The organism is Sellimonas intestinalis (genome assembly GCF_001280875.1).
GTDB classification, from domain to species: domain Bacteria; phylum Bacillota; class Clostridia; order Lachnospirales; family Lachnospiraceae; genus Sellimonas; species Sellimonas intestinalis.
In genome coordinates this window covers 98,519-118,402 of the sequence record NZ_LGAJ01000003.1, presented here as the reverse complement: position 1 = coordinate 118,402, position 19,884 = coordinate 98,519, and the positions used below count along the sequence as shown (strand labels likewise).

Here is a 19,884-nt window from a genome sequence, read left to right as displayed (position 1 = left end):
CATTTTGGGAGCTTTTCATATTCTCCTGTATTTTTACATAGATTGCTACAAAACCGACAAAGAGGGTTTTGTTTTTGTCCTATTGTATGTATCTTAGAAAATCCAGAAAAGATCTGGAACTGGAGCGTCTCCAGCCTGGAAGTACCTTAGCACGCCATGAATCCATCCTCTGTTCTTTGGCCAAATCCTTGACAATTTCTGTTCAGTCTATCTACCGTGAAGTAGGGTCCGGCGACACGATTCAGGACCGCCCGGTGATGCAGCAGCTTCTTACGGAAGTGGAAAAGGGCCTCTGGGAGGGCGTTCTCGTGATGGAAATAGAACGGCTGGCACGGGGCGATTCCATCGACCAGGGAATTGTCACCCGAACGTTCCAGTACAGTCGCACACGGATCATCACACCCTATAAAATCTATGAACCCGGAAATGACTTTGACCTGGAATACTTTGAATTTAGTCTCTTCATGTCCCGCCGGGAATACAAAACCATCAACCGCAGAATGCAGTCTGGCCGCCTTGCCAGTGTCCGTGAGGGGAAATACGTCGGCAACATCGCCCCATTTGGCTATGACCGTGTCCGGCTCCCGGACCAAAAAGGCTTTACCCTGGAACCAAACAAAGAAGCGAATGCCGTCCGCCTGATTTTTTCTCTGTTCTGTCAGCGTGGATGTACGATCAGGGAGATTGTCTCCCTGATAAACGATCAGAAAGAGTATCGCCCACGTAAAGCCGCTTCCTTCACCTATTCTTCCATTCACGACATTCTTGAAAATCCGGTCTATATCGGAAAGCTTCGCTGGAATTACCGCAAGACAACTCCACAACTAAAAGACGGCGTCCTCACCCGGCACCGTCCCCGTCAAAGTGAGTACCTTCTCGTCCAGGGACTCCACCCCGCCCTGATCTCTGAGGAATGTTTCTTTCTGGCACAGCGCCTCCTTCATCCGGATTCGGGGCAGAAGAACTCGCCCATATGGAAATGATCTGTGCGATTGTCCATCAACTGACGAGAAATCTGACACCAGAGGAAATTGAGCGCTCAGGATTTGGCACCTACTATGTGGATCACACACTGGCGCTCTGGCCTCAAGCCGCAAGTGGTATGCCGTGGACCGCTACGGTCTTCCAGTCTAAGGGAGATCCCATCACAGATCTCCATGAGGATCTCGCCGCAGAACAAAAAGCGCGCACAACATACGACAACATCCTCCGGCTTATCAGCGACCCGGATATCATTGCTCCAATCCGTTTCCTCAGAGAACGTGAAATTGTTCATTACCAAAGATTCGGAGAATCTTTAAGAATCGTGACCGACCGGCTCGACAGCAAAAACTTCTATGCTTTCAACCCGGAATTCGACAATCCGGCCTGCCGTTCTTAAAGAAAAGACGGGACTGCTTCGGTCTGAGAAGGCACAGACAGTTAAAACAAACGGGGGTGTTCTTCGCACACCCCCGTCTCTATAACTGATGGTATCTCGTTATTTCATCAGTTTTTTAATCGTCTCACACAATTCATCCACACATTCAACATTTCCTTCCTGGATATCCTTTACCACGCAGGAATGAATATGCTCGGAAAGCAGTGTCTTATTAAACCCGTTCAAAGCCGCCTGAATCGCCTGTACCTGAACAAGGATATCGATACAGTAGCGATCCTCTTCCACCATCTTCTTCACACCGCGAACCTGACCTTCGATGCGGCTCAGCCGATTAACCAGATCCCGGTATTCCTTACCTTCCCTGTGCTTTGTCTTTTCTTCTTGCATCCTCTTTCCCTTGCTTTCTACTCATCGTCATCCCGTTACTGCCGAAGTTAGAGTATCCATACCCTGTCCCGGTATATATTCATACTACAATGACAACAAGTGTTTGTCAAGTGGCTTTCCCGATTTTCCCAAAAGGCCTTAACTTAATTGCTTTGTCAGGGTAACTTCCACGTCTTTCTCCTTGTACTCTCCCTGTCCCTGTGGGAACTGTACGGTCAGGGTCACTTTCTCACCGATCCGGTAGTAACTGAGCTGCTCCTGTAAGCTTTCCATATTATTCACTCCGGATCCTTCGATTCCGGTAATGACACATCCCTTTGTGATACCCGCCTCAGCCGCGCCGCCGCCTTTCATCACTCTGGAAACATAGACGCCTTCCGGCATCCCGAATTGCTCTGAGCTCTGAGAATCTACATTCGTTCCTTCAATACCGATATATCCTCTCCGTGTTTCCGGCACCTGTGTCCTCGTCTCTTTATTCATCAGGTTAGTAATGATATCAGTCACATCAGAAATCGGGATCGCATATCCCATTCCCTCCACTGCAGAATCGTTTACTTTTACTGTATTGATTCCAATGACCTCCCCCCGGCTGTTTAAAAGCGCTCCGCCGCTGTTTCCCGGATTGATGGCTGCATTCGTCTGAATCAGCTTGCTGTCAAATCCTTCCATTTCAATCTCCCGGTCTTTGGCACTGACAATCCCGTTTGTCACAGACTGCCCATAGCCAAGCGCATTGCCGATCGCAATCACCTCTTCTCCAACGAGAAGATTCTCCGAATCACCAAGTACCGCAACTTTGATGCTGTCCTTTGTATCGCTGCTGATCTGTTTCAGCGGAACAGCAACCACCGCCAGATCCTTGGTGGCATCGGTCCCCTTAACCACCGCTTCCACACTCGTTTCATCATGGAACGTGACCGTCAATGTCTGACTCTTCTCGATCACATGATTGTTTGTCACGATCATCAGCTCTGAATCATTCTGTCCTACAATGATTCCGGATCCTGCACTCGTCTGCTCCTGCTCCCGGATCCCGCCGAAGAAATCCTGTACCTGCTTGACACTCATATTCTGGATAGAGACAACAAACGGCATGGAATTAGCCGCAATCTGCGTGATATCAGATCCTTTCATCTCCCCATCGGCAGAATCTGTCGTCTGCACCGGCTGTACCTGGGAAGAATTCTGGGAACTATTTCCTGTCCCCAGGACTTTTCCGGATATATAATTTACCCCCTGAAAACTCAGCCCTCCGACTACACCGAATAATACAGCAAGTCCCGCGACCTTTGCCGCCATGGATCCTTTGCCCCTTTTCTTCGGCGGCTTCGGATGTCTGTATTCTGGAGATCCGTATTCGGATTCATTCCCGGTTTGCTCTTCTCCCGGACGATAATATTCGTATTCTTGATTCATAACATTTATCCCCTTTCTGACAGTTATCCCTTTTCTACTCGATACACAGTCTATCGAATAAATGTGTATATTTTGTGATGAAATCATAAACAAAAGCTGAATTCCCTTCTCGGAAATCCAGCTCTTTTCTCTATTCTACAGTCACAGATTTGGCAAGATTTCTCGGCTTATCCACATCGCAGCCACGTCCTACTGCCACATAATATCCAAATAACTGAAGCGGTACAATGGCAAGAGAATTCGTGAAAAACCGATTTGTCTCCGGAATATAGACTACATAATCCGCCGCCTTCTCCACATCCAGATTTCCCTCATTGGTGACTGCCATGACAAAGGCACCTCGCGTCTTGACCTCTTCCATGTTGCTGAGCATTTTTTTATAGAGATCCTCCTGGGTCAGTACCGCTGTAACAAGCGTTCCCTCCTCAATCAAAGAAATCGTTCCGTGCTTTAACTCCCCGGCAGCGTAGGCCTCTGAGTGAATATAAGAGACTTCTTTCAGCTTCAGGGAACCTTCCAAAGAAATCGCATAGTCAATTCCCCGTCCGATAAAAAAAATGCTTCTGGCTGCCAGATACCGGTTGGCAAACTTCTGGATCCGATCCTTATGGCTGAGCAACATCTCCACCTGTGCGGGAAGCTTTTTCAGATCTTCGATCATCTCCGCTAATTCACTCTCGCTGATCGCTCCTCTTGCGTATGCAAAGCGCATAGCCAGAAGATATAATGCAGTCAACTGACAGGAGTAAGCCTTCGTAGTCGCTACCGCAATCTCTGGCCCCGCCCAGGTGTATAGTACATTGTCCGCTTCTCTGGCAATAGAGCTTCCTACAACATTGACGATTCCAAGCACCTTGCATCCTTTCTTTTTGGCTTCTCTTAAAGCCGCCAGAGAATCCGCCGTCTCACCGGACTGGCTGACGACAATTACAAGGGTCCCTTCTGCCAGAATCGGATCCCGGTATCGGAATTCGGACGCTAGATCCACCTCTACCGGGATTCTCGCCATGCCTTCCAACACATATTTTCCTGTCATACCGGCGTGGTAGGCAGAACCGCAGGCTACAATCACGATCTTACTGACCGCCCGGATCTCCTCATCATTCATGCCCAGTTCCTCGATTACGATCTGTCCGTCTTTGATCCGAGGTGAAAATGTATCCGCAATCGCCTTCGGCTGTTCGTACATCTCCTTTAACATGAAGTGCTCGTATCCACCCTTCTCCGCAGCATCGGCATCCCAGTCAATATGAACCGGCTTTTTCTGAAGAGGCTCCTCATCCACTGTGAAAAACTCCATATCTTGTTCAGTGAGCCTTACAATCTCTTCATTCTCTATAAAGTAGACATCTCTTGTATATTTCAGCACTGCTGGTACATCTGAGGCGATAATACTGCCCCCATCCGTATGTCCTACGATCAGCGGGCTGTCCTTCCGGACAGCGTAGAGCTCATTGGGATGATCCTTAAAAATGATACCGAGAGCATAAGATCCTTCCATCCGGTGCATGATCTTCGTCACTGCTTCCAGTGGATTTCCCTTGTAATAATAATCCAGAAGGTGTGCGATCACCTCCGTATCTGTCTCAGATACAAACTGGTATCCTCTGCCCTCCAACTTCTTTTTCAGCTTGATGTAGTTCTCGATAATTCCATTGTGGACGACTACAATCGTCTCTTCGGTGTTCAGATGAGGATGGGCGTTCGTATCAGATGGGGAACCATGTGTCGCCCACCGGGTATGCCCGATTCCAAGTGTACCCGGCAACAGGATGCCATCGTGTGTGAGCTCGCTAAGTGCCTTCAGACGCCCTTTCGTCTTTGCCACATTGATCTTCTCTCCGTCAAAAACCGCAATCCCGGCAGAATCATAGCCCCTGTACTCCAGCTTTGACAGACCATCCAGCAAAATCGGTGCTGCTTCTTCTTTTCCAATGTATCCAACTATTCCGCACATATTTCTCCTCCATTTTGTACAATCAGCCGTTTTTTTTATACTTTTAGCATCACGGCCATTATTTTAGCACCTTCCCTGCCGGTTGTAAAGTATTATTTTCTGAAAGACAAGATTGCAAAACTTGTCCGAAATATCCGTAAAGTGCAAAACAGCAGGGCATGTACCCTGCTGTTTCTTATCGTTTCCTTTCTACAGATCAATGAAATCGATAGAAAAGTCGTCATCATCATCTTTTTGCGTCTTTTTCTTTTTACCACGCCCGAACTTCTTGGACGGTCTGGATTCCTCATAATTCTCTTCAAAGTCGTCGTAATCGTCATCATAGTCATCGTCATAGTCGGAATCAAAATCGCTGTCATCGTCGGAGGATTCTTCTGTGTAGTCATCCTCATAATCATCCTCAAAGTCCTCGTAGTCATCTTCATAATCTTCAAACTCGTCGTCTGCGGAGGAATCGTAGTCCCCATAGTCATCGCTGTCAAACTGCTCGAACTCATCAAATCCTTCTTCCGGCATCTGGATCTTTGGCAGATCATCAGACTCCTTCTTCATCGAAGACTTCGTCTCCGGCCCCTGTGTACCTGATGAAGAGCGCTTTTGGGTGAGGTCATCCAGCTCATCGTACACATCGTCCAACTCCAGATTTCTGCGGTGCAGCTTCACTGCAAGGATCAGAATGAGAAGAAGAAGAACGAGGAACACAAATCCTGCTCCAATCAGTACGACTTCCACATGATCCTGTACAAAAGTGGTCACCTTCCCAAAGACGCCGCTGTCAGAATCCTTTCCGGATGTCGTTGCCGTCACATCATCTCCATAATACTGGTATGTCTGATCCTTAGAATCATAGCGGTAAATCGCCTGATCTCCATCAGCATTCAAACCATTCATAAGATAATATCTGCTGTTCTTGCTGTCCTGCCATGCAGGAAGAGTCTGAGTATCGGAAAGCTCCAGCTCTACTTCCTGGTATCTTGCAGGAAGCGTCACATCCCCTCTGTCGCCCAGAAGAATCAAAGAACCGCCAGAGGCAAGATTCACAATCTGAATCGGGGAAACGCTTCCATCCTCTGCATGATAAAGGAAAAACGCGCCTACATTGCCGGAATCCAACAGGTATAAAAGCTGTACATTACCATTCTCTTTTACCGCTCCCTTTACCGTCTCGCCATTTACCGTAATATCTGCCGCGGAAAATCCCGCAGGAAGCTCATTACTTGGGAAACTGCTTGCTACCGTGTATTCGGTATCATTTACATTCAGTGTGACTTTGCTGCCTGTTGCCGTGCCAGAAGATGACTGCGTCCCGTCTCCTGCCTCAATCTTTACATCGGAGTATCCCGGAGGATCCAAAAGATTTAGTGTCTCGCCATTGGCATCCGTTACTTCCGCGCCTTTCTGCTCAAGCCTCGTTTCTCCCTGGACGAGCGCCTCAAACTCCATATTGAAATCCAGACGCTCCTGACCATTTACAGTCCCGGAATAAACTAAAGTTCCATCTCCCTGATCTGTGACGTTTGCATCACCGTCAACATATCTCATGGCCGTCGTATCGTAATTCATCGTCAGCTCAACCTGGCCAAGGTTTCCGTCACGATTCACTACGCTTCCCTGTATGGTGAACGTCTCTCCGACCTGAATCCCGTCAAGGTCTGTAAAGAAAATCACTCCATCTGCCGCATTGACATACAGCCGGGTAAACGGTACTACCAGACACACTGCAAGCAGTATGCCTGCCAATCGTTTCATCAATTTCATATTTGTACCTCTTCTTTCGTCTCAGATTTTGTTTACATACATAAGAATATGATACACGGTTTACGACGAAATGTCCAGAAGGTATCTTGTGAAATCCAGATACTTTTCCTTATATTTTTCTTAAACAGATTTTGAAGATCGGTTATGGCTCCAGTCTGTGCATGTCTCTCGGGAACAGAGATGCTCTTCTGACATTGCTGTATCCTAAGAGCTGGCTTGTAAGGCGTTCCAGACCGATCCCCATACCTCCGTGAGGCGGCAGCCCTGCCCGGTGTGCCATGAGATAGCTTGCAAATGATTCCGGGCGCATCCCCCTGCGTTGTAACTTTGCCACCTGCTCTTCGTAGTTATGAATTCTGAGGCCTCCGGTAGTAATTTCCAAACCTTGATAGAGAAGGTCAAAGCTTCTTGTCAGTTCCGGATGTTCTTTACTTTCCATGGTGTAGAACGGCCGCTTTTTCTCCGGGTATTCCGTCACAAACACAAACTCGCTGCCGGTCTTTTCTTTGACCCATTGGCAGATCCTTTTTTCTTCCTCCGGCTCCAGATCTTCAGGGTCTGTCACCTCACTGTGGCGAATCCGCGCCACAATCTCCTTGACTTTCGCAAAAGGAATGACCGGAATCTCCTGTAAATCCGGCAGACTGACCTTGAGAAGCGCAAGTTCCTCTTCATATTCCTCCTTCAGATAAGAAAACATCGATTTCAGCATGTAAGTCTCCGTCTCCATCAGTGTTTCCACACTCGTTACATAGCCCATCTCCACGTCTACACTGGTGTATTCGTTGAGATGCCGGGAGGTATCGTGTTTCTCCGCCCGGAACACCGGGGCAATTTCAAAGACCCTTTCATGAACTCCGACCATCATCTGCTTATAAAACTGCGGACTCTGGGCAAGATAGGCTTCTTTTCCAAAGTAGTCCATACGAAAGATATTTGCTCCGCCCTCCGCTCCGGCGGAACCGATCTTCGGAGTATGGATTTCCGTAAATCCGTACTTTCGGAAAAAGATGCGAAATCCATCCGTAATTCCGTTCTGGATGCGGAAAACAGCCCGTTCCTTTTCATTCCGCAGTGTCACCGGACGGTAGTCCAAAAGTGTCGCGAGAGAAGTGTCCACCTCTTTTTGATTGATCACAACCTGGCTTATTTCATAAGGTTTTGAGAGGATTTCCACATCAATGAGATGAAGTTCTGCCCCCATACGGGACCGCTCTTCCCCGACGACTTCTGCCTGGAAGATCACACAGCTTTCCTCAACAAGCACTTCCAGTGGAAATTTCGCCTTTTCTTCTGAATAAACACACTGGTAAATGTGCTTGGCGCAACGGAGCAGCACAAACGCAAATCCTCTCATCTTTCTGATTTTATAGACACTTCCGTGGATTCGGATCACTTCTCCTATATGCTCCAAAAGATTCGTTTCTGTCACCGGTACGGAGCTTCCTGTGATTCTATACATTTCATTCATTCCTGATTTTCCTTCTTTCTCGTTTTTGATTTCTGTTTTTCTCTTTCCCACTTTTTGAACCTTTCTTCGATCCGCCTGCCATCCATGTGGGCATCGTCTTTATGTCCCATTTGATCACAACCTTTCTCTATCTGTCAGGAACTCTTTTGTTTCCGGGAAACAAAAAAACAGAACCACACAAGACTCTCTCCACATCCTGTGTGATTCTGCTCTTCTTTTTTCCACACAGGTACAACACAAGAAGCGCTTGTACCTGTGAATCGTTCACAATACAAGCGCTACCTATCGTCGTCCCTGTACATACTTACAAAATTACTCACTGGGGTCATACAAAAGCAGCTCCTTTCGATTTCCCCCATTCTACACCAGAGCATTTCATATTGTCAAGCAGAGAAATTATTTTTTTTGTATTTTTCATACCGTATTTCCGAAAACTTTCTTCTGGAAAAAAATACTGCAAGCCAGACTCCTAAAAATACAATTACCAGAAACGGTGTCACAAAAAAGCATACGATCGCTCCGGCCACAAACCACAAAGCCCACAAAAAGAGTTGGTTTCTCGCCCCGGTCACCACCAGAGCCGCATCGTAGCACTTTCGTTTTTCCTTGGGAAGCTCCCTGTAGCTTTTGATGAGCCACACACATTTTTCTCCCAGAATGGTGAACACAACTGCGTGTGCCACATGCAGAGCCGCCATCATCATACAGAGAAATACAGAAATTACAATTACCCGTTCCATGTTCCTTCTCCTTTGCATCGGTCTTCTATTATCTTACTCCGAATTTTGGAAAAGGCAAGCGTTTTCTCAGCCAAATTATCGTTTTATTGTATTAGCCAACATTCGCCTGAAACTTCTGTCTTCTACCTGGTCTTTTGCACACGGATAACGATTGCGGCCGCAAGAAGCGCAACTCCGGTAACAGCAAGATATACTTTCTCTTTGTAGCTTCCAGAAACAAGGGAGAACAGATACCAGTTCCCCAGATATTTTGCCCCTGCCCCAAAAGAGAAAAGATAATATCCAAGTGATGCCATGTATCCGATCACCGGATTGTCACTCAGTGCAAAGGCCGCCGCACCGAATCCTCCTAAGAATACCATCCCCGCAAGGGACGCCATAAAATAGTTTCCAAACGGGAAGTCGCATCCTCCTCTTTCAAGTCCCAGGAGAAACACTCCTGTCAGAGCAGCCATGACAGCCACATTCAAAAAGATTCTTACCAGGTAGATACTTCCCATGGACGTATATCTGGCACGGATCAGATCCCGGATGGCTTTATCCTGTTCCGGCAAAAAGACCGGGATCAAAAGGAGCATCCCCGGAAGAACCACATAAAAATCCAAAAGCCTTGCAGTCTCTCCAACGCTTAAATTGCGGACTCCCGCAAGGAGAGGCGCAGCCGCAAAAAGCATGATACTAACGAGCGCCTGCTGTGGCAGATGATGCCGGACGTACTCTTTTCCGGATGCGAGATATCTTCCCATTTCCCCATTTCCCCTTTCTTCTTGCTTCAAAGATCATAGCTGCTCCGGTCACAAGAGCAAGCGCCAGTACAACATAAAAGATACGGTTTAGCAAAAGCTGCGAAAACTGATCATGGAATCCTGCATAATTCATCTCCGTATTATGTCTTGGAATCAGATTCATCCCATACTGGCCCCCGTGCATCGTCTCCTCTCCGGAGAAGAGAGAAAGAAACCACCATGCCGCCTGAACAAGAACTCCGGCTGCCGTTCCGGTCAGCTCCGTAAAGAACATGCCAAGGGCTGTCACTACAAGGATGGTCGGCAAAAGCCATCCCAGGCTGTAGACGACAAACGCACTCATATGAAGATCCACATCGATGCCTTTTCCAAAGCTTACGCACTCCATGAGCGGATGGCAGGTAAGGAGCAGTACCGGCACAAACATGGAGAAACAAAGCGCTGCATATCTGCTGAAGAGAATTGTAAAAGACGAAGCTTTCCGCGTGTAGATCAGCTCTTTCATCTGTGCTCTCTTATCCCGGATCTCCCTTGTCACTGCTACAAAAACCGGGAGAATCGCCAGGATGATTCCCATATAGTCGCAGAACAATCTTGCATATCCTCCGGTCAGTCCGTCTTTTTCCAGAAGATTATGATACTCTTCCAGTGCGTCCTCATAGGTCATCTCCACCACTGCGCTGTTCTTAATTGCCTCTGCCGTAAAATCGGATCCTGGTCCGAGAATCTTGCAGACTTCCTTCATCTCCTTTAAGAATGTTTCATAAGTCAACCCGCCTTTTGGTTTCAGAGTGTAATTTCCTGCCTTGATAACACTACTGCCGTCCGGCATTTCCACTTTCTGCTCTTCTTCCCAGGCATCGAAGTCTTTCTGGAGATCTTCTATCGGAAGCCCGGTCATCTCTTCCAGGATTGTCTCCACTTTCTGCTTCTCAGAATCATTAAGATTCACATGCTTGTTAAAACCGATCGGTGCTGTCGTAAAGCTGTTATGAAAATAGGATTCCGCGAGATTACCAAGCGCTCCTTGTATCTGGTCTTCCGGTTTGTCGGAAAGCTTCATGCCATAGCTTCCTTCCTGCTCTGGCTGAGGCTTTGGTTCAAAGGTGATCGTTCCCATCTGGCTGAAAAAAAACAGTGCCACTGCCAGAATGTAGAGCCAGAAAATCAGGCTCTTCCACAGCATACGACATTCCTTTTTAAACAACGTCCAGATCATGTGAAAATCCCTCCTTTTCCTGCATCAGATACAGATAGGCGTCCTCCACTTGTGGCTCGCAGGCCGTAGCCCGGATCTTCGGAGGCTGCTCCGCCAGAAAACGGACGGTCACATTGTTGCCCTGAGTCAACATACTCGTCAAAGTATAGTTCTCTTTCATTCTACTAAGATCTTTTCTGCTGATCTGAGCTGTATAGACTTTCCCTTTTGTCATTTCCAAAAGCTCCGTTACTGTCCCGCTGTAGTAAAGCTCTCCTTCATCCATGATGGCTATCTGCTCACAAGTCGCCTCAATATCCCCGACAATATGAGTCGATAAAATGACAATTCTCTCCTCCGCGATTTCGCACAAAAGATTCCGAAAACGTACACGTTCTTCCGGGTCCAGTCCTGCCGTAGGCTCATCGACAATCAACACTTTAGGCTCGTGGAGAATGGCCTGGGCAATCCCGAGTCTTCGTTTCATGCCGCCGGAGAGCGCCCTGACCTTTGTCCGGTATTCATCCTGAAGATTCACTTTCTTTAATAATACCGGGATCCTTTCTTTCCTGGTCTGTCTGGAAAGCCCCGAAAGAGCTCCCAGATAATCCATTGCCTCATACACCCCCATATTTGGATACATGGAAAAATCCTGCGGGAGGTATCCTGTGATCCTGCGAACCTTCGCTGCTTCCTCTACTGGAATCCCACAGATCGTGACCTCCCCGCTTTGCTTTTTCAACAGGGTAGCAAGCACCTTCATCAGCGTCGTCTTTCCGGCTCCGTTTCTTCCCAGGAGGCCAAACATTCCGGAAGGAATCGTAAGGGTAAGATGTTTTAAGGCATGTTTTCTTCCGTAGTATTTATCCAGGTCTTTGATCCTGATTTCCATCTGGTTTTTTCTCATCTGTCTACTTCCTTTCTTGTTGATATCTCTATCATACAAGGGATTTCCCTAGATTTTCCCTAAATAAGTGAAAGGATTTCTTTAGATTTCCTTCCGAATTCGGAAAGAGGCTGACACCACAGCCCCATTTCCACTGATACAGTTGGTGTAGCTGACATCTCCGCCATGTTTCCGGCAGAGAATAGCGGAAAGATTCAGACCGATTCCGAAATGTTCCTCCTTTGTACCCTCGCTGAAATACAGATGGGAGGCATTTAACAGGGCATCTTCTGAAAATCCCAGACCATCGTCGGAGACAAAGAGATACAATATGTCTCCTTCTGTTTCTGTCAATATTTCCACATGACTTTCAGCATAGCGGTTAGCATTAGAGAGCAAGTTATCCAGCACCTCCAGAAAAAGATCCTCGTCAAGATACAGCTTCTGATCTTTCATCTGATTCCGGTAACAGATCCTTACCTCTTTTGCCATATTGAGGGCGTCCACCATCCCCAAAATCCGGGCCGCAATCTCAGAGGATTTCTTTCTGACCGGATGAAATGGAATCTCTTCCACCGAACGGAGGGATTTCATCGTCCCACTGAAGCGCTCCAGCCGCCCACACTGCTCAGCCAAAAGTCCCAGTGTATCCTTTAATTTTTCCTGGCTGATCGTTCCTTTTGGAAGGTAACGAACAAGAAAATCCGAATACCCGCGGATCACCGTAAGGGGAGTACGTAGATCATGGGCAAATGCTGCATTGAGCTGTTTCTGGTCCTCCACCAGCTTCCACATTTCTTTTTGATTTTCTTCCAGACTTTTCCGCATTTCCTCAAACGAAGCGCAAAGTCTCCCCATCTCATCCTCACTCGCATAGGAGACCGTAAAATCCAGATCCTTCCTGCCAATCCGGTCCACAGCCCCCTCCAGGATGGCAAACGGTTTTTTTAGCCGCTTCCGGTAAAAAAAGGAAGCAAACACCAGCATCGTGATCACTGTATACACAAATGGACACCATTTGGAAATCTCCTGCAAAAAAATCATCCCGGTCTGCTCCCAGGCCGAAAGTTTCCCCTTCTCATGGTAATAAACATAATGGCCCCCATCACTGGCGTACATAGAGTCCATATCCAAAGCATTTCGCTCTACCAGGATGTCCATCCACCGCTCGCAGACCTGGGTGGTAGCAAAACTCAGCAGTAATGCAGCCACAGCAGCAATACACAGATAGGCAATCAACGCCTTTTTGATCGGAAGGTTCCGAATCCATATCCGAAACGTTTCCATTTTTTCATCTACCCAATCCATTTATACCCCACTCCCCAGACTGTCTCAATGTAATCTTCCTTTGTTTTCTGTGCGATCTTCCCCCGAAGCCTCCGGATATGCTCCGTCACAATACTGTTGTCACCGTTTCCTTCCAACCCCCGGACCGCCTCGTAGATCTGCTCCTTACTAAACACCTGTCTTGGATGCATGGAGAGAAATTCCAGAATATCAAACTCCGTCTTTGTCAGACGGATCTCCTCCCCGTCAAAGCGTACACTGCGTTCATCGTAGCGAATCCGGAACCCTTTCGTCTCCTCGCTCTCCTTTTTGCTTTGTCTGCCCCGCTTCTCTCTCCGCAGATGGGCCATGACTCTTACGCCCAGCTCATCAATAGAAAAGGGCTTTGTAATATAATCATCCCCGCCGGAGAGCAGCCCGTTAATCTTATCCTGCTCCTCTATCTTGGCGGTAAGAAACAAAATCGGACAGCGCACCTCCTCCCGGATCTTTCGGCACACACTCATACCATCCAGATCCGGAAGATTAATATCCAGAAGAATCAGATCCGGCTGCTTCTTTGCCAGTTCGACTGCCTCCCGTCCATTTTCCGCCGTCCAAGTCTCATACCCCGTCATCTCAAAATAATCTTTTAACAGCATCCGGATTCCCGGTTCATCGTCTACAATCAGTAATCGTTCCATCGCCCTTTCCTCCCCGTTGTTTGAACTGTCATACACTTTATAGTATACAATATCTTTCCCTATTTTTTCCCTATTTTCTCATAACACTTCAGGGCTTGTACATCCTGTAAAACATGCTATAATGAAACATAGGAAAAATTACATAGTAAAGGAGAACAATTTCCATGAAAGCTTATGAAAGATTACTAAAATATGTCGTTGTCCGAACTCCAAGCGATGAGACAAGCGACACTGTCCCATCCTCCAAATGTCAGTTTGACCTTGCAGGCATCCTTGTTGACGAGCTGAAAGAACTTGGCGTGGAGGCACATGTGGACGAACAGTGCTATGTCTACGGAAAGATTCCGGCAACTCCTGGTTATGAATCGAGTCCGAAGATCGGATTTATCGCGCACATGGATACGGTTTCTGATTTCTGTGATCACGAAATTGTCCCGGTACTGCACCCGGATTATGACGGAAAAGATCTGGTACTTGGAGAGAGCGGACGCACCCTGGAGGTCAGCGCATTCCCGCATCTTCCAGAGCTAAAAGGTCGTACTCTGATCACAACGGACGGTACGACTGTGCTGGGAGCCGACGACAAGGCGGGTATCGCTGAGATTATGACCATGATCGAGCGGATTAACGAAGAGAACATTCCGCACGGACCGATCCGAGTAGCATTTACGCCGGATGAAGAAATTGGTACCGGAGCATCCCACTTCAACGTGCCGGAATTTGATGCTGATTTTGGATATACTCTGGATGGAGATACGGAGGGCGAGATTCAGTATGAAAATTTCAATGCCTGCAAGGCAGACTTCGAGATCACCGGATTTTCCGTACATCCAGGTTCCAGTAAAGATACGATGATCAACGCCTCCCTGGTGGCATGTGAAATCAACAACATGCTTCCGGGCTGCGAGACCCCTCGCGGAACCGAAGGTTATGAAGGCTTCTATCATCTTGTATCCATGAGTGGAGATGTAGGAAAAGCAGAGCTTCATTACTTCCTGAGAGACCATGACGCCAATATGTTTGAGTCACGCCAGAAGACACTTCGTCTGATTGAGAAAGACTTAAATGAAAAATGGGGCGAAGGTACTGTGAAGCTGACGATCACCCAGCAGTACAAGAATATGTCCACCATCATCAAAGACTGTATGCATCTGATCGAAAATGCAAAAACCGCATGTGAAAATGCAAACGTACCTGCTCAGATCCTTCCGATCCGCGGCGGTACAGACGGATGTCAGTTAAGTTTCAAAGGTCTCCCATGTCCGAATTTGGGAACCGGCGGACACGCCTATCACGGCCCTTACGAACACATCACTGTCGAGGGAATGGATCTGGCGACAGACGTTGTCATCGAGATCGTAAAGCTTTACGCAGAACAGAACTAACATCATAAAAAAGAGTATTTCTGCCGGATGTCAAATTCCGGCGGAAATACTCTTTTATCCCATCCTATTTAGTGTGCTTTGAATCCCTCTCCAAGCACTTCGTTGGATTCCACGATAATGATGAACGCCTTCGGATCAATCTCTTTTACTATCTTTCGGATCCCGTACATTTCTTTATTGTTGCAGGCACAAAGCACAACGTCACGCTCCACACGGGAGTAACTTCCCTCCGCCTTTAAAAAGGTACATCCGCGTCCCACTTCCTGATCAATCCGCTCCGCGACTTCTTTCGGGAAGTCTGTTACAATCAAAGACATTTTACCGGCATCAATTCCGTACATCATCTTATCCACAACCGCGGATAAAAGGAAACTGATCACCATTCCATAAATCAGGCTGTCAATATCTCTGGAAACAAGAAGCGTTCCGAGCAATACGACAAGCGCCTCCAATGCAAAAGAAATCTTTCCAAGGGACAAATGTGGATTCAGTGCCTTGATGGAAAGCATGATGAAGTCAGATCCTCCGGTAGACGTATTTCTCATGTAGATCATCGCATAACCAAGCCCGGAAAAAACCCCCGTACAGATCGCTGCCAGCATCCGGTCGCCAGTGTAGACTGGAAACATCGGCGCCACCACGTCCATAATTACGGATGTGATAATGATCGTCCGAATAGAACGAATAAAAAAGTCTTTTCCCAGAATCCGGAAGCAGACGATCGCCACCGGAATATTTAACAGCATCGCCACCGTACCGATCGGCAGACCAAACAGGTGATAGAAAATCAGGGCGATTCCGTTAAATCCTACCATCGGGAACTTTGCCATAGCAGCAAAATTGTACGTTCCAATGGCAATCAGAATTCCCCCTATAATGTCGATCAGTATATCCATGCCCAGTTTTTTTGTATCCAGTTTCTTCATCACAGATTCTCCTTTCCAGTATGTCCTCACTTTACGCCAAAAAAATAACATCTGCAAACTATAAATTATAATTCGCAAATGCTCTTCCAGAAAATAGTATACTATTTTTCTTTTTTTCTTGTCAACCCCTTTTCTTTACTTTTCCGTTCAACCTGACTATAATGAAAGAAAAAGATCACAAGGAGGTCCTATATGAAACTCGTCTTTCTGGACGCCAAAACCATTGGCTCCGACATCAATCTGTCTGCCTTCGAAACTTTGGGCGAAGTTGTCTACTATGATTTCACTACCCCGGACGAAGCCAGTATTAGAAGCAGGGACGCCGACGTCCTCATCGTCAATAAAACAGAAATCAACGCAAAAACCATTGGGGAGGCATCCCACTTAAAGCTGATATGTGTGACTGCTACTGGGACAAACAATCTGGACAAAGACTATCTCAAAAGCCGTGGCATCGCATGGCGCAATGTGGCAGGATACTCCACAGATTCGGTGGCACAGCACACCTTTGCCATGCTCTTTTATCTGCTGGAGAAGATGCGCTACTATGACGACTATGTAAAAGAAGAACGCTACGTGAGCGACCGGATTTTCACTCATTTTGCCGAACATTTTCACGAACTTGCCTCCATGCGCTTCGGGATCATCGGACTTGGAAATATTGGGCGAAAGGTTGCACAGATTGCCTCCGCCTTCGGTGCAGACGTCGTATACTACTCTGCTTCCCACCAGCCGCCTCAGGAGGGCTATCATCAGGTAGACCTTGACACTCTGCTTGCCACCTCCGATATCATCTCCATCCATGCGCCGCTGACCGTCCATACACAGGGACTTATCAATTCCGCTGCCCTTGAGAAAATGAAACCATCTGCCATCCTCTTAAATCTTGGACGGGGACCGATCGTCGTGGAAACAGATCTTGCAAACGCCCTCAAAAAGGGGACCATCGCCGCCGCTGGACTCGATGTATTAAGCCAGGAGCCCATGACGGATGACAATCCCCTCCTTTCCATCAAAGACAGCAAAAAGCTTCTTATTACCCCCCATATTGCTTGGGCGGCAATAGAGGCACGAACCCGTCTGATGGAGATTATTTATGGCCAGATAAAAGACTTTTTTTCCATCTCCTGATAGTCTTTCCTATTTCTGCCGCGGCTGCGGCTGCTGCAACGACAGCCGCTCCGCCCATCAAACAAAAATCCCCCAGATTAAAGGTGATCTTTCTGATCTGCGGGTCCGCCGCGTCAAATCCGATATAATCCACCACATAGCCCCGTTTCAGGCGGTCATACAGATTGCTGACCGCTCCGGAGAGCATGAGGGATGTCCCTGCAAATTTCCATTTTCCCTTTTTGGAAAACAAAAGCTTCATGTAATATATCAGCAACAGAATTCCTGCTCCCAGGGAGCCTCCCTTTACAAGCCTATCCTCACCGCTCAGCATCCCCAGGGCGAAACCGTAGTTGTGAACCTTGCGAATCCGGATCTTCCCCCCGAACATTTCCTCTTCCTTTGCGCTGTCCGGACGCTTTTCGATGCGGTCTTTCCAGAACAAATCCAATGTCGAAAGGGCAGCGCTTATGGTAACGATCCATTTTTTCATTTGCTCTTATTCTCCTTTGATCCGGTCAATCTCCTTTTGCAGATCCTCAATCTGCTCCTGTCTCTTCTCGATAGCCTCGCAGAATTCAATACAGCACTCGTCTGTCAACTCGTGATTTTCAAACTTTTCATACACAGACTTTCCAATATCCACATAGTCACGCTCATTAGCACGCTCTAAGGTGCGGATCTGACTTTTTAATTTCTCCCTGTCCCAGATCTCATTGGTCTTCTTCCCTACGATATCGGCTGTTTCAGAAAGCTTTTTACCAAGCTCGTCAAAAAAATGATCCATTGTTTTTCCTCCTTTATAACTGCCGGATTTCCTCAAAAGTATGATACAAATCCATGGTACCGTACCCCCACAACCGGTTTGGGTATTCGATCCCTGGGTTCCTCCTCGTTCCAAGAATCAATATATTGCGAATTTGTGAGGAGGAAGCCTGGGCTCCCTGATCCTGTATAATCCACTGTAAAAGCAGCGCCGCGCTCCCTGCCGCAATGGCAATTCCAACGCTGGAGCCTGACCGCTCCGTAAAGCTCCCGCCAGGGATGGCCCCGGTCACATTGACTCCGGGGACGGCAAATTCCGGCTTAATGTTCCTGTCTCTAGTATATCCCCTGCCGGACTGAACCGCAACTGAATTTTCCTCCCAGTTATAGAAAGCGGCCGTAATCGCAGACGGGGTGCTCCCCGGTTCCAGCATCGTTTCATCCGGGCTTGGCCGCAGGAAATACACCTCTCCGGTCAGAAATTCTGAGACCGGAAGCCAGATGTGAAAAAGTCCGTCAATGCTCTGAAGCGGCTCCAGACCGATCTTCCAGATTCCCTCCGCCGGGTCGATAAACCGTAGGATAATCAGCTCTGAATTGGTACGTTCCACCAAAAGCCGGTAATCGATGATGACCGTCGTCTTTTCCAGAAAAAAGCGATACTCATTTCTACTGTTCTGGCGGATAGGCACTTTCTGGATCATTTCACCTGATGGCGAGACCAGAGATACCGCCAGGACATTGGGAATATCTGTCCAGATCTCCGCCTGAAATCCTTTGACCCCCTCTCCTACCCGAAGCTCTACCATCTCCCGGTCCCCCTGGATCCTCGTCTCTCCCTGATAGTGATGACGCTTATCCGCCTCGTTGCCCGTCCCCGTCACTACCACCCGGTTTCTGCCGTTAGCGTAATTTTCCAACTCCTCGCAGATAGGTGCCGTTCCGTTATGCCCTCCGAGACTGCATCCAAGCGGTACGCAGATCACAAGCGCCCTGTCGTATTTCCGGGCAAGCTGATCCAGGTAATAAAGTCCCGCCAGCATATCATTTTCCTGGAAGGCAATCGCTCCCTCCCGGATAAAATAAAAATCCCGCAGATACTGTTTGGCAGGCTTTAACTTTACCATGGCAATCATCGCCTCCGGCGCCGCCCCCACAAACTGATTCTCCACATTGGCGCTCCCTGCCGCCACGCTTGCCGTAAATGTCCCGTGTCCGTCCTCGTCCCTTGTCGGCACAAAGGAAAACGGGTCCTCCTGACGCAACGCCTTATTAATATCTTCCCTCGTATAAGCGCTGCCATAGCAGAAACCCTCAGGCGGATTCCCATCCTGAATCGTCTGGTCCCAGATTCCAAGAATCCTTGTAGAGCCGTCCAGCCCCTGAAATACTGCGTTTGGATAGTCAATTCCCGTATCCAGAAATCCGATGAGCATCTCCTGACCCTTTAATTCCAGACCGGGATAATTCTGGACGGCCGTAATCCCTGCCGCATTAAGTGCTCCCATATCAAGGGGGGTATAGCATCTGGGAATGGAATAATAGGGAATCATGTTTTCCGGAAAGCGATCTGCCTCCTCCTGTGGGAGATACACATTTTTATAGTGTACTCCCGCAGGCTGGGTCAGATAAGTTCCCTCCCTCAGATACGGTAAAAAACGATCTGTAAGCATAAAGTCCCGGTAGTCCTCTGAAAGCACGGCCTCCCTGCACTGTTCTTCTTCCATAAAAAACCTACACATACTTTTTATCAGTATATGTAGGTATCTTCTTTCTTATTTCACT

At 47.7% G+C, this 19,884-nt stretch carries 17 protein-coding genes and 2 pseudogenes; 4 read left to right on the top strand and 15 right to left on the bottom strand.

Annotation, left to right across the window (positions count from 1 at the left end; all coding sequences use genetic code 11):
- Positions 1 to 86: 86 nt before the first annotated feature.
- A pseudogene (locus AOA56_RS16765) lies at positions 87 to 530 on the top strand (recombinase family protein); the annotation flags it as partial.
- 21 nt (positions 531 to 551) lie between these two features.
- A pseudogene (locus tag AOA56_RS16760) lies at positions 552 to 1,381 on the top strand (manganese catalase family protein).
- Between the two features lie 99 nt (positions 1,382 to 1,480).
- Here the strand turns inward: AOA56_RS16760 and AOA56_RS01350 are convergent.
- From AOA56_RS01350 to AOA56_RS01300, 11 genes are all read right to left on the bottom strand, one after another.
- A complete protein-coding gene (locus AOA56_RS01350; protein ID WP_024732993.1) occupies positions 1,481 to 1,768 on the bottom strand; it encodes a metal-sensing transcriptional repressor in 288 nt (95 codons plus the stop codon).
- 138 nt (positions 1,769 to 1,906) lie between these two features.
- A complete protein-coding gene (locus AOA56_RS01345; protein WP_024732994.1) occupies positions 1,907 to 3,187 on the bottom strand; it encodes a S1C family serine protease in 1,281 nt (426 codons plus the stop codon).
- Between the two features lie 130 nt (positions 3,188 to 3,317).
- Positions 3,318 to 5,144: a glutamine--fructose-6-phosphate transaminase (isomerizing) gene (gene glmS, locus AOA56_RS01340; protein ID WP_024732995.1), complete on the bottom strand. Its 1,827-nt coding sequence runs from the start codon at positions 5,142 to 5,144 to the stop codon at positions 3,318 to 3,320.
- Positions 5,145 to 5,333: 189 nt separating this feature from the next.
- Entirely contained in the window at positions 5,334 to 6,902 is a 1,569-nt protein-coding gene (locus AOA56_RS01335; protein WP_024732996.1) for a hypothetical protein, read from the bottom strand.
- 142 nt (positions 6,903 to 7,044) lie between these two features.
- A complete protein-coding gene (gene aspS, locus AOA56_RS01330) occupies positions 7,045 to 8,373 on the bottom strand; it encodes an aspartate--tRNA(Asn) ligase (protein ID WP_238117736.1) in 1,329 nt (442 codons plus the stop codon).
- A gap of 383 nt (positions 8,374 to 8,756) precedes the next feature.
- Positions 8,757 to 9,113 carry a DUF3784 domain-containing protein gene (locus AOA56_RS01325; protein ID WP_024732998.1) on the bottom strand — a complete coding sequence of 119 codons (357 nt, stop codon included), beginning with the start codon at positions 9,111 to 9,113 and terminating at the stop codon, positions 8,757 to 8,759.
- Positions 9,114 to 9,235: 122 nt separating this feature from the next.
- Positions 9,236 to 9,859 carry a hypothetical protein gene (locus AOA56_RS01320; protein WP_048622069.1) on the bottom strand — a complete coding sequence of 208 codons (624 nt, stop codon included), beginning with the start codon at positions 9,857 to 9,859 and terminating at the stop codon, positions 9,236 to 9,238.
- Positions 9,792 to 11,078, bottom strand: a complete 1,287-nt coding sequence (locus AOA56_RS01315; RefSeq protein ID WP_024732999.1) for an ABC transporter permease — start codon at positions 11,076 to 11,078, stop codon at positions 9,792 to 9,794. The genes AOA56_RS01320 and AOA56_RS01315 overlap by 68 nt, the downstream gene beginning before the upstream one ends.
- On the bottom strand, positions 11,059 to 11,949 hold the full coding sequence (locus AOA56_RS01310) for an ABC transporter ATP-binding protein (protein WP_024733000.1): 891 nt from the start codon (positions 11,947 to 11,949) through the stop codon (positions 11,059 to 11,061). The genes AOA56_RS01315 and AOA56_RS01310 overlap by 20 nt, the downstream gene beginning before the upstream one ends.
- Before the next feature lie 96 nt (positions 11,950 to 12,045).
- Positions 12,046 to 13,251 carry a sensor histidine kinase gene (locus AOA56_RS01305; protein WP_024733001.1) on the bottom strand — a complete coding sequence of 402 codons (1,206 nt, stop codon included), beginning with the start codon at positions 13,249 to 13,251 and terminating at the stop codon, positions 12,046 to 12,048.
- Positions 13,239 to 13,913, bottom strand: a complete 675-nt coding sequence (locus tag AOA56_RS01300; protein ID WP_024733002.1) for a response regulator transcription factor — start codon at positions 13,911 to 13,913, stop codon at positions 13,239 to 13,241. Before AOA56_RS01300 ends, AOA56_RS01305 begins: the two co-directional genes overlap by 13 nt.
- Positions 13,914 to 14,077: 164 nt before the next feature.
- Here AOA56_RS01300 and pepT point away from each other — a divergent pair, with 164 nt between their 5' ends.
- Positions 14,078 to 15,298, top strand: coding sequence for a peptidase T (gene pepT / locus AOA56_RS01295; protein ID WP_024733003.1), 1,221 nt, complete (start codon positions 14,078 to 14,080; stop codon positions 15,296 to 15,298).
- Positions 15,299 to 15,366: 68 nt separating this feature from the next.
- Here the strand turns inward: pepT and AOA56_RS01290 are convergent, their stop codons facing one another.
- Complete coding sequence (locus AOA56_RS01290; RefSeq protein WP_024733004.1) at positions 15,367 to 16,224, bottom strand: YitT family protein; 858 nt, start codon at positions 16,222 to 16,224, stop codon at positions 15,367 to 15,369.
- 192 nt (positions 16,225 to 16,416) lie between these two features.
- On the opposite strand from AOA56_RS01290, the gene AOA56_RS01285 reads away from it, so the two are divergent.
- Positions 16,417 to 17,355: a D-2-hydroxyacid dehydrogenase gene (locus tag AOA56_RS01285; RefSeq protein WP_024733005.1), complete on the top strand. Its 939-nt coding sequence runs from the start codon at positions 16,417 to 16,419 to the stop codon at positions 17,353 to 17,355.
- Here AOA56_RS01285 and AOA56_RS01280 read toward each other — a convergent pair.
- The 3 genes from AOA56_RS01280 to AOA56_RS01270 are packed head-to-tail and all read right to left on the bottom strand — an operon-like array spanning position 17,315 to position 19,826.
- On the bottom strand, positions 17,315 to 17,827 hold the full coding sequence (locus AOA56_RS01280) for a signal peptidase II (RefSeq protein WP_024733006.1): 513 nt from the start codon (positions 17,825 to 17,827) through the stop codon (positions 17,315 to 17,317). The two genes, AOA56_RS01285 and AOA56_RS01280, sit on opposite strands and share 41 nt — an antisense overlap.
- Before the next feature lie 6 nt (positions 17,828 to 17,833).
- Positions 17,834 to 18,121 carry a hypothetical protein gene (locus tag AOA56_RS01275; RefSeq protein WP_024733007.1) on the bottom strand — a complete coding sequence of 96 codons (288 nt, stop codon included), beginning with the start codon at positions 18,119 to 18,121 and terminating at the stop codon, positions 17,834 to 17,836.
- Between the two features lie 13 nt (positions 18,122 to 18,134).
- A complete protein-coding gene (locus AOA56_RS01270; protein ID WP_024733008.1) occupies positions 18,135 to 19,826 on the bottom strand; it encodes a S8 family peptidase in 1,692 nt (563 codons plus the stop codon).
- Positions 19,827 to 19,884: the final 58 nt, after the last annotated feature.